General features: G+C 65.0%; 7 protein-coding genes and 2 pseudogenes. 1 reads left to right on the forward strand and 8 read right to left on the reverse strand.

Annotation, left to right across the window (positions count from 1 at the left end; translation table 11 throughout):
* Positions 1-921: 921 nt before the first annotated feature.
* Entirely contained in the window at positions 922-2052 is a 1131-nt protein-coding gene (locus tag A5788_RS01125) for a hypothetical protein (protein ID WP_064870082.1), read from the forward strand.
* 30 nt (positions 2053-2082) lie between these two features.
* Here the strand turns inward: A5788_RS01125 and A5788_RS01130 are convergent.
* The 8 genes and pseudogenes from A5788_RS01130 to A5788_RS01160 form a co-directional block, all read right to left on the reverse strand.
* A pseudogene (locus tag A5788_RS01130) lies at positions 2083-2732 on the reverse strand (PAS and ANTAR domain-containing protein).
* A 195-nt stretch (positions 2733-2927) separates the two neighbouring features.
* Positions 2928-3377: a DUF1931 family protein gene (locus A5788_RS01135; protein ID WP_005203465.1), complete on the reverse strand. Its 450-nt coding sequence runs from the start codon at positions 3375-3377 to the stop codon at positions 2928-2930.
* A gap of 4 nt (positions 3378-3381) precedes the next feature.
* The gene (locus A5788_RS01140; RefSeq protein WP_064870081.1) at positions 3382-5097 is read right to left on the reverse strand and encodes an FAD-dependent oxidoreductase; all 1716 of its coding nucleotides are present in this window, start codon (positions 5095-5097) and stop codon (positions 3382-3384) included.
* Positions 5075-5341 (reverse strand): UBP-type zinc finger domain-containing protein, encoded by a 267-nt coding sequence (locus tag A5788_RS23380; protein ID WP_082938016.1) that lies wholly within the window; start codon positions 5339-5341, stop codon positions 5075-5077. Before A5788_RS23380 ends, A5788_RS01140 begins: the two co-directional genes overlap by 23 nt.
* Complete coding sequence (gene trxA, locus A5788_RS01145) at positions 5338-5790, reverse strand: thioredoxin (protein WP_064257372.1); 453 nt, start codon at positions 5788-5790, stop codon at positions 5338-5340. The genes A5788_RS23380 and trxA overlap by 4 nt, the downstream gene beginning before the upstream one ends.
* A gap of 14 nt (positions 5791-5804) precedes the next feature.
* A complete protein-coding gene (clpB, locus tag A5788_RS01150) occupies positions 5805-8435 on the reverse strand; it encodes an ATP-dependent chaperone ClpB (RefSeq protein WP_005203460.1) in 2631 nt (876 codons plus the stop codon).
* The gene (locus tag A5788_RS01155) at positions 8417-8746 is read right to left on the reverse strand and encodes a chaperone modulator CbpM (RefSeq protein ID WP_005203459.1); all 330 of its coding nucleotides are present in this window, start codon (positions 8744-8746) and stop codon (positions 8417-8419) included. Before A5788_RS01155 ends, clpB begins: the two co-directional genes overlap by 19 nt.
* Positions 8743-9387: pseudogene (locus A5788_RS01160) on the reverse strand (DnaJ C-terminal domain-containing protein); the annotation flags it as partial. The pseudogene A5788_RS01160 and the gene A5788_RS01155, both read right to left, overlap by 4 nt.
* Positions 9388-9426: the final 39 nt, after the last annotated feature.

Raw genomic sequence — 9426 nt, forward strand, 5'->3', positions numbered from 1 at the left:
TGAAGGTTTCAATCCCGCAAACCCCAGCACAGAAGCCTAATAAAGCTGTGGTCGGCCCAGTTTATCTGTCCCGCCCTCCCCTGGCGTCGAAACGGCATCCGTACCAGCATCCTTCGTGCGTTACGGATCAACACGACCGCAACCCCGGGCTTTGCCTGCCCTGCCGAATTATCATGGCGCCCAACCGGACCGCGTCAAATCCGCTTTCGGCAACAACTCGCCACGCGCTGTCGCCTCGCTCCCGCTCGGCGCCGCTTGTTTCGCGGCGACTTCTCCCCGGCGCTCCATTGACACACCCCGGCGGGGCGAATGGTCGGCAGATAACAGGAAAAGCACCACCACCAGACGCATCGGGAACGCTCATGGTGCGGATTCTTCCGGCTGTCGGGTGTCGAGATGCAGTGAAGATTGACAGGACACGCCGCTACAGACTGACAGAGACTCGGTGAGACGAGAGCCGGTGAAGGTTTCATTCCGGGAAACCGCAGCTCAGAAGCCTTATAAAGCTGTGGTCGGCCCAGTTTATCTGCCCCGCCCATCTCGCTCATCTCCGCTGCATCTCAACATACAAAAATGTAGGTTCCGCGGATCGGTGTCACTTCGCGGATCTCCGACCTGCAGGTTCTCGCCGTCGTGTCAGTGCCTTATTCCCACGAACTTGTCAGAATCCTCAGCCTGGTCGCTATCCCGTAAGGAGATCGATGCCCAGTCATTGGCCCGTTTGCCCCTAATGGATCGATCAGCGGGGTGCACCGAGCGGACCAGATCCCGCGGGTTGTGGTCGTGTCCGCGGTGCATCCTCAGACGCTGCGGGGTGTCTACCGGACACGGACTGGCAGCCGATATCCGTGGCGGGCGCTGTGATCGACTCGCACCCACAGCCTGGAGTTCGGGGACACACCGGGCGGGTACGCGAAGGCGGTGACGGCGAACGAGCATCTGCAGGCGGGGCACTCCGGTGCCGCGGGTGAGCAGGTTTCGGTGCTGCTGATCGCGGATCCGGGCGAACCAGCGGCTCTTGCCGAACGCATCGCCGACTACCTGCCGGAACGCCTGCAAAGCCCTGACCGGCCCGAGCGCCGGTGGACGACCTGTGTGCGCCGCAAACCGTACCTGCCGGACGAGCAAGCCGATTTCACCGATGTCATCGACACGGTCGATCCGTCCTCCGAACAGGAAGACATCGTCGTGTATCTCACCGATCTGCCGCGCCGGGAGGACACCCTGCCGGTGGTGGCCGACGTCAGCGTCGACCACAGATTCGCACCCATCTCGGTCGCCGGTGTGGGCGGCGTCCGGATCGAGCGCCGCATCCGCACCGTCACCGAACTCGCGCTCGCCCGCGTTCTCGGTGAACCCGAACTCATGCCTCCCGGCGCGGCGCGACGGTACCCGTGTGTGCAGATCAAGGACGGCATCCGATACTTGGCGCCCTCGGGACTGCGGCGACTGCGACTGCTGTCGGGGATGGTGCGGGCCAACCGGCCGTGGCGACTGGTCACCGGACTGTCGAAGGTGCTCGTCGGCGCCTTCGCCACGGGTGCGATCGCACTGGCCACCAACACGATCTGGTTGTTCGCCGACACGATGGGCCCATGGCGGATGAGTGCGGCGACGGTCCTGTCGATCGTGGCGATGATTCTCTGGCTGCTCGTCGAACACGAACTGTGGGAACGACCGAAGTCGCCGGAGGAGCGCGATCGTTCGGTTCTGTACAACACCGCCACCGTCGTCACCCTGGTCATCGGCGTGATCGTCCTCCACGTGGCTTTGTTCGGCCTGCTGCTGTTCACCGCGTGTCTGACTCTTCCCCCGGAACTGCTGTCCCGCATTCTCGGGCACGGGGTGAATTTTTCCGACTACCTCACCCTCGCCTGGCTACTGGCGTCCATCGCGACCATCGGTGGGGCGCTCGGGTCGGGTCTCGAGGACGACGCCGCCGTCAGGGAGGCGGCGTACGGGGTCCGGCAGCGGCAACGCATCGAGCAGACGCGACAACCGTGCCAGATCGGGTGCTCGACCGGTCGGCAGCCCGGTCCAGGTTTCGTTTGACTCCCTACACCCCGCGGGACTGTCACTCACTCAGCCCTGTTGCCGGGTTCGCTGGTGGGCGGTGAGCAGAAGGTGGTCGAACCGGGTCCGTAGGTCCGCAGCGGGTTCGCACTCGACGAATCCGGTGACGAGTTGTTCGGCGATCGTGCGAAGTCGGGTGTTGGTCTGCTGGGAACACCAGGTGAGAACGTCGAAGGCGCGGTCGGCGGGTATCCCGTAGACCAGCATCAGTGCGCCCGTGGCCTGTTCGATTACCGCCCGCGACTCGGCGAGTTCGGCGACCGCCGCGTCGACCGACTCCTTGACATCGCTGCGGTAGGACTGGGTGATGTCATGTAGAAGCCGGTGGTCCCGATCACGGCGTCTGTGTCGTCGTGCAAGAGGTCGCCGACGACCACGACGAGGTGAACTTTGCCGGCGGTGTCGATGATGCGGTGTTTGCTGCTGAACGGTTCGGCGTCACTGATCATCCGTTCGAGGACGCGGGCGACGCGCCGGTGATCCTCGGGATGCTTGTGGGACAGCAGCAGTTCGGTGGTCGGCGTGACGTCCCCGGGCCGGTAGCCGTGCATCTGGGCGACGGCGTCGGACCATTCCCACCGCTGACCGTCGAGGAAGAATCGGAAGCTGCCGACCCGCTGCGGCTCCCCACCGAACACCTGCTCTGAATCCGCCCCAATTTCTCTCGCACCAGGCACTGCGTCTCACTCCCGCTCGCTTCTCAGGCGTGCGCTCTAGCTGGACTTCCCGCTACGGCCAAGGCCGAGATGGACCCGCACACGTCCTGCACGTTTGCGATTTGGGTGACGGTGTAGTCGCCGACGTCGCAGTGGGGTGGGAAATCGATCTCTGTCGCCCCCGGCAGCCGCCCGGGGTCAGAGCAGTAGGTGGAAGATGTCGAAGGCGACGCTCCATTCGGCGGTCCCGGGGTTCTTGCGGTCCGGCTCGACCGTGACGAAGGTATGCGCCAGCGCCACGCTCAGGCCTCCGGCGATCAGCGGCAGTCGTTGCTCGGTCTCCTCGGAGAGAGCCACGTCCAAGGATGGCCGGGCCGCCAGTTGGTCGAGCAGAGGTTGTAGTTCGATCTCCTCGTCCAGCTTCTCGAACCGGTGGATGCTCTCCTGCAGCCCCTTGGTGATCGGCAGGTCCCACGGTTCGATCACGTCCCGCAGGTTTGCTTTGGCCGAGGTCTTGCCGATCAGGATCAGGTCGTAGATCTTGTCGTCGATGAAATCCGTATAGCGCTTGAGGTCGTTCCGGTCGACCTGTAGTCCGGCCGCTGCCCGGAAGAACCGCTGGAATTTGACGGTGCCCACCACTGGCATGTCGTCAGCTCCTTTCGAAGTATTCATGGATTTGTCGTACCGCCATCGCTCCTTCACCGACAGCGGATGCGACCCGTTTCACCGAGCCGCGGCGGACGTCACCCGCCGCGAACAGACCGGCCCGGCTGGTTTCGAGCGTCCTGGACAGCCCGGCGCTGATCGGCCGGTTGCCGTCCCCTCGGGCGTGGACCGCGTCCATGCCGGTGAGGACGAAGCCGTGGTCGTCGAGTGCGATCGTGTCGGCCAGCCACCCGGTATGCGGCATCGCCCCGATGAAGACGAACAGAGCGTGCACCCGGATCGTGTCCTGGTCGCCCGTGCGATTGTCCTCGACCACGATCTCTTCGAGGTATTTCTCGCCGTGGACCTCACGAATCTCGGTGTTCCGGTGCACAGTCACCCGCGGATGCCGCTCGATCGGGTCGACCAGATACCGGGACATGCTCTTTCCGAGGTCACCGCCGCGGATGAGCAGGTGAACGTGGGAGACATGGTCTGCGAGGAAGACGGTGGCCTGGCCGGCGGAGTTTCCGCCGCCGACGATGGCCACCGGGTCGGTGCCGCACAGCCGCGCTTCCTGATGGGTCGCGGCGTAATACACGCTTCTCCCCTCCAGTGCCTCGATTCCCGAAACCTCCAACTTGCGATATCGCGCCCCGGTGGCGAGCACGACCGCCCGGGCGCGGATCTCGCCGCCGTCCGCCAGCCGGAGCACATGGTGCCCGGCCTCGGAGCCGAGGCCGGCGACGTCCGCCGACACCAGGAGGCGGGCGCCGAATTTCCCGGCCTGGATTATGGCGCGCTCCGCCAATTCGGCGCCGGAGACCCCTGCCGGGAAGCCCAGGTAGTTCTCGATCCGGGAGGAGGTACTGGCTTGGCCGCCGGCGGCGATCGACTCCAGTGTCACCGTGTTCAACCCGTCCGAGGCGCCGTACACGGACGCGGCCAGACCCGCCGGTCCGGCACCCACGACGACGAGGTCGCACACGTCCTGCGCTGCGTCCGGGACCGGGAGCCCGACGATGCGGGCGAGTTCGGCGTTCGTCGGATTGCGCAGCACCTTCTCGCCGTGCCAGATCACGACGGGAGTGTCCTCTGGGGCGACACCCAGGCTTTGCAGCAGCTGCTCCGCCCGTTCGTCTTGCTCCAGATCGATCCATTTGTGGGGCAGCCGGTTGCGCATCGCGAATTCGCGAAGCCGCAACGTGTCCGGGGAATAGCAGGAGCCGATGATCCGGAACCCCGCGCCGAGCCCGATCAGTAGGTGCCGGCGGATCAGGTAGGCGCGCAGGATCAGGTCGCTGAGCACGAGGTCGTGGGCGACGAGCTCGCGCACCCGCTCGGCTGGGATGACGAGCACCTCGCCGTCCTCGATCGCTTCGGCGGTGAAGAACGCCACCTGGCCTTCCAGCAGTCCGAGCTCGCCCAGGAATCGGCCCGGACCGTGCAGGCGCAATATCCGACGCTCACCGTCCTCGGCGCCCTCGTCGATGATCGCGACCTTGCCGGAAAGGACGACGAAGAAGTCGCTGCTGCGGGTGCCCGCTCGAATCAGCACCTCGCCGGCGTGAACCGATCGACGTGTGCCTCCGGTCTCGAGCGTCGCTACCTGGGCGTCCGTCAACCGCGGGAATGCCCCGACTGTATCCGGAGTCTCGTCGTCGACGAGCTGACCGTCGCCCAGGCGTGGGGCGTCCTCAGACGAAATTCTGGTCGACATAACACGAACGCCAATCTTCACCGGGTTCCATCGACTGGACGATCGGATGGCCAAGGGCGTGAGCGTGTGCGCTCGCGTGCTTGCCCGGCGAGGAGTCGCAGCAACCGACGTGTCCGCACGACAGACACAGCCTCAGATGTACCCACGGGGTGCCGAGGCGAAGACATTCCTCGCAACCTTGTGGAGTGCGGGGCGCCACGGCCCGGATCGCGATCACATGTGGGTCCGCGTGGGCAAAAGTCATGAGTTCGCCTCCTTGCCTGCTTTTTCCGAGAGCGCCTGATCGAGCCATGTGCGCAACACCGGTACCGGAGCGGCGCCCGCCTGACGAGCGAGTACCTCACCTCGGTCCATCACCAGCAGCGTCGGAACGGCACTGACGGTGAAACGTTCGGCCGTCTGGGGTGCAGCATCCACGTCAACCTTGACGAGCTTGATCTGACCCGCGCGTTCTGTGGCGAGCTGCTCGAGCGCGGGGCTGACCATTCGGCACGGAGCGCACCACGTCGCCCAGAGGTCAACGAGTACAGGCACCGAGGATTTCTCGGCGACCTCCGCGAAGTCGCCATCCCCTGCCGAGGCGATCCAGGGCAGCGGCTCGTGGCAATTTCCGCAGCGGGGTCTCCCGTTCCCGGCCGCCGGTACCCTGTTGACCTTGCCGCAGTGTGGGCACTTCACCTTGTCGGATCCCATGACGACACCCCTTCTCAGGCCGCGATGGCGGGTTCCGTATATGCGACGGACAGTTCGCCGTCATCGACCGTGACACTGATGGTGCCGCCCGGTTCGATTTCGCCGCGCAACAGCGCACGACCGATCTTGGTCTCGACCTCATGGGCGATATACCTGCGCAGGGGTCGTGCACCGTAGACCGGGTCGAAACCGTGTTCGGCGATGAGCCGGCGTGCTTCCGGCGTGATATTCAAGTGTATCTGCCTCTCCGACAATCTGTTCCGAAGATCGGTGAGTTGTAGCTCGACGATGTGCTCGATCTGGGGCAGCGTGAGCGGTGTGAACAACACGATGTCGTCGACCCGGTTGAGGAACTCGGGACGGAAGTGCCCGCGCAGTTCCGCCAGCACCCGCGCCCGGGCGTCCGGCTTGATCTCGCCGTCCGCTGTGACTCCCTCGAGGAGATGCTGGGATCCGATGTTCGAGGTCATGATGATCACCGTGTTCCGGAAATCGACCTGCCTGCCTTGAGAATCGGTGATCCGGCCGTCATCGAGCACCTGCAGCAGGGTATTGAAGACGTCGGCATGGGCCTTCTCGATCTCGTCGAAGAGCACCACGGAGTACGGCTTGCGACGCACCGCCTCAGTGAGCTGACCCCCCTCGTCATACCCGACATACCCGGGGGGCGCACCGATGAGCCTACTCACCGTGTGCCGCTCCTGGTACTCGCTCATATCCAGGCGCACCATGTTGTCTTCGCTGTCGAAGAGGGCACTGGCCAGCGTCTTTGCGAGCTCGGTCTTCCCCACACCTGTCGGTCCCAGGAAGATGAACGAACCGATCGGCCGGCGCGGATCACGGATACCCGACCTTGCTCTGATTACCGCGTCTGCGACCAGTTGTACCGCCTCGTCCTGACCGATGACCCTCTCGTGCAGGATCTCGTCGAGCTTCAACAGCTTCTCCCGCTCGCCTTCCTGCAGTCGAGCGACCGGGATACCCGTCCATGCGGCCACGATCTCTGCGATCTCGTCTTCGGTGACCACCTCGCGCAGCAACGGATTCCGGCCTTGCCTGGTGGCCAGTTGCTCCTCCGCCGCCTTGAGTTTGCGTTCGAGTTCGGTGATCTCGCCGTATCGCAGCTCGGCGGCCCGATTGAGGTCGTAATTGCGTTCGGCCTCCTCGGCCTCGTGGCGTAAGCGTTCCAGCTCTCCCCGCAGCTCCTGCACCCGACGGATCGCTTGGCGCTCCGCCTCCCACTGAGCGTGCCGGGCGTCGGCCTCGGCCCGCAGATCGGCCAGCTCCTTACGCAACTCCTCGAGGCGCGTCTTGCTGGCCGCGTCCGTTTCCTTGGACAGGGCGGCCTCTTCGATCTCCAGCCGGGTCACTTTCCGGGTGAGTTCGTCGAGTTCGGCGGGCATCGAGTCGATTTCGGTTCGTAGCCGGGCGCACGCTTCATCTACCAGGTCGATCGCCTTGTCCGGAAGGAAACGGTCGGTGATGTACCGGTGCGAGAGGGTCACGGCGGCCACCAGTGCGCCGTCCTGGATCTTCACGCCGTGAAACACCTCGAGGCGTTCTCGGAGTCCGCGCAGAATCGAGATTGCATCCTCGACACTGGGCTCGTCGACGAGAACGGTCTGGAATCGACGCTCCAATGCTGCATCGGATTCGATGTGCTTGCGATACTCGTCGAGAGTGGTGGCACCGATCATGTGCAGTTCGCCGCGGGCGAGCATCGGTTTGAGCATGTTGCCGGCGTCGAGAGATCCCTCGCCGCCGACCGATCCTGCGCCGACGACGGTGTGTAACTCGTCGACGAACAACAGGATGCGCCCCTCGGCCGCTTTCACCTCGGACAGCACCGCCTGCAGCCGTTCCTCGAACTCGCCGCGGTACTTCGCGCCGGCCACCAGGGAACCCATGTCGAGCGAGAAGATCGTTTTGTCGCGTAGGCCCTCGGGCACGTCGCCGCGGACGATCCGCTGGGCGAGGCCCTCGACGATCGCGGTCTTACCGACGCCGGGGTCGCCGATCAGCACCGGATTGTTCTTCGTCTTCCGGCTCAGGATCTGCGTTACCCTGCGGATCTCGGCATCTCGGCCGATGACCGGATCGAGTTTGCCTGCCCGCCCCTCGGAGACGAGGTCGCGTCCGTACTTCTCGAGCGCCTCGTACGCCCCTTCCGGGGTGGCCGAGGTGACGCGCTGATTGCCGCGCACTTTCGTCAGCGCCGTGAGGAAGGCGTCTCGTGTGACCCCATGACTGGTGAGAACCCGTCCGGCCGCACTGGTCGACCCCTCCTCGGAGAGGGCCATCACGAGATGCTCCACCGACACGTAGGAATCCTTGAGTCGCTTTGCCTCTCGTTCCGCGGCGTCGAGCAGTTTGGCCAGGCGCTGGGTGATCGTCACCTGACCGGGTGTCGCGCCGGGGCCGCTGACCTTCGGCCTACGCGACAGTTCACGTTCCAGATCGGAGCGTAGGGCATCGACGTTCGCGCCGGCCTGCTCGAGCAGTCGGGGTACCAACCCTTCCTGCTGATCGACCAACGCGAGCAGCAGGTGCTCTCCGTCGACCTCGGTGTGACCCATTCTGGTCACGACGTTCTGGGCTTCCTGCAGGGCTTCTCGTGACTTTTCAGTCAGGCTGCCGGTGTCCATGGGGGTGTCCTCCTTCTGCGGGACGCTGCTTCGAGTTTCTCGATTCGATCCAGCAGATCGAGCACGAGCCCGATTGCCGAGTAGTTCAGGCCTAGACCCGTCCGCAGCCGTTGGATGCGGGCAGCGTGGGCCACTGCTGACGGTTCGAACAATATTTCGCCGCCGGGGTCGCGGCGTGCGTCGATCAGGCCGAGAGCCACAAGCTTTCGTGCCAGGTCGGGGTGCAGCCCGGTACGTTCGGCGAAGACATCCAGCGACATTCCGGTACGGCGAACCAATATGTACTGGGTGCCCGGGGTCGGGGTGCTCATGGCTGTTTCCTCGGATCGAAGTTCGATTCGGCGGCCAACTGTTCGAACAGCTCGCGTTCGCGTGCTGTCGGTTTCGGCGGCACCATCACCTTGATTTCTGCGTAAAGGTTGCCGTTGGCGCCCCGCGGATTGGGCATGCCTTCTCCGCGCAGGCGCAGCTTCCTACCTGTCGACGAGCCCGGCACCACTTTGACTTTCGCCTCGCCACCGGGAGTGGGAACGGCGACCGTCGCGCCGAGGGCTGCTTCCCAGGGGGAGACGGGCAGGTCGACGTAGATGTCCCGGCCCTGGACGCGGAACCGGGGGTGCGGTCTGATCCGCACCACGAGGTACAGATCCCCGGGCGGCGCGTCGCCGTTGCCCCGGCCCCCTTGCCCGGCCAGCCGGATTCGCTGGCCGTCCAGGACACCGACCGGAATGTCGACGTCGTACTGCCGTCCGTCCAGACGGAGAGTGCGTTTGCCGCCCCGATACGCTTCTTCCAGGGTCAGTTCCAGTTCCGCTTCCTGATCGGCGCCGGGAATCGGCCCGTACCCGCCACCGCCGCCGAACATCTGCCCGAAGAGGTCCTCGAAGTCGACGCCGCCCTCGCCACCGACACCGCGACCGAAGTGCACCCTTCTGCCCCCGCCCCCACCGCCTGTCTCTTATACACATCTGACGCTGCCGACGATCGCAAA

This window comes from Gordonia sp. 852002-50816_SCH5313054-c, assembly GCF_001665925.1.
In the GTDB taxonomy this organism is placed as follows: domain Bacteria; phylum Actinomycetota; class Actinomycetes; order Mycobacteriales; family Mycobacteriaceae; genus Gordonia; species Gordonia jacobaea.

Bases quoted from the DNA above. Each gene is read 5' to 3' on its own strand.
- A5788_RS01155 (WP_005203459.1), bottom strand. From the start codon at position 8,746: ATGAGCACCCCGACCCCGGGCACCCAGTACATATTGGTTCGCCGTACC.
- A5788_RS01140 (WP_064870081.1), bottom strand. From the start codon at position 5,097: ATGTCGACCAGAATTTCGTCTGAGGACGCCCCACGCCTGGGCGACGGT.
- trxA (WP_064257372.1), bottom strand. From the start codon at position 5,790: ATGGGATCCGACAAGGTGAAGTGCCCACACTGCGGCAAGGTCAACAGG.
- clpB (WP_005203460.1), bottom strand. From the start codon at position 8,435: ATGGACACCGGCAGCCTGACTGAAAAGTCACGAGAAGCCCTGCAGGAA.
- A5788_RS01135 (WP_005203465.1), bottom strand. From the start codon at position 3,377: ATGCCAGTGGTGGGCACCGTCAAATTCCAGCGGTTCTTCCGGGCAGCG.
- A5788_RS23380 (WP_082938016.1), bottom strand. From the start codon at position 5,341: ATGACTTTTGCCCACGCGGACCCACATGTGATCGCGATCCGGGCCGTG.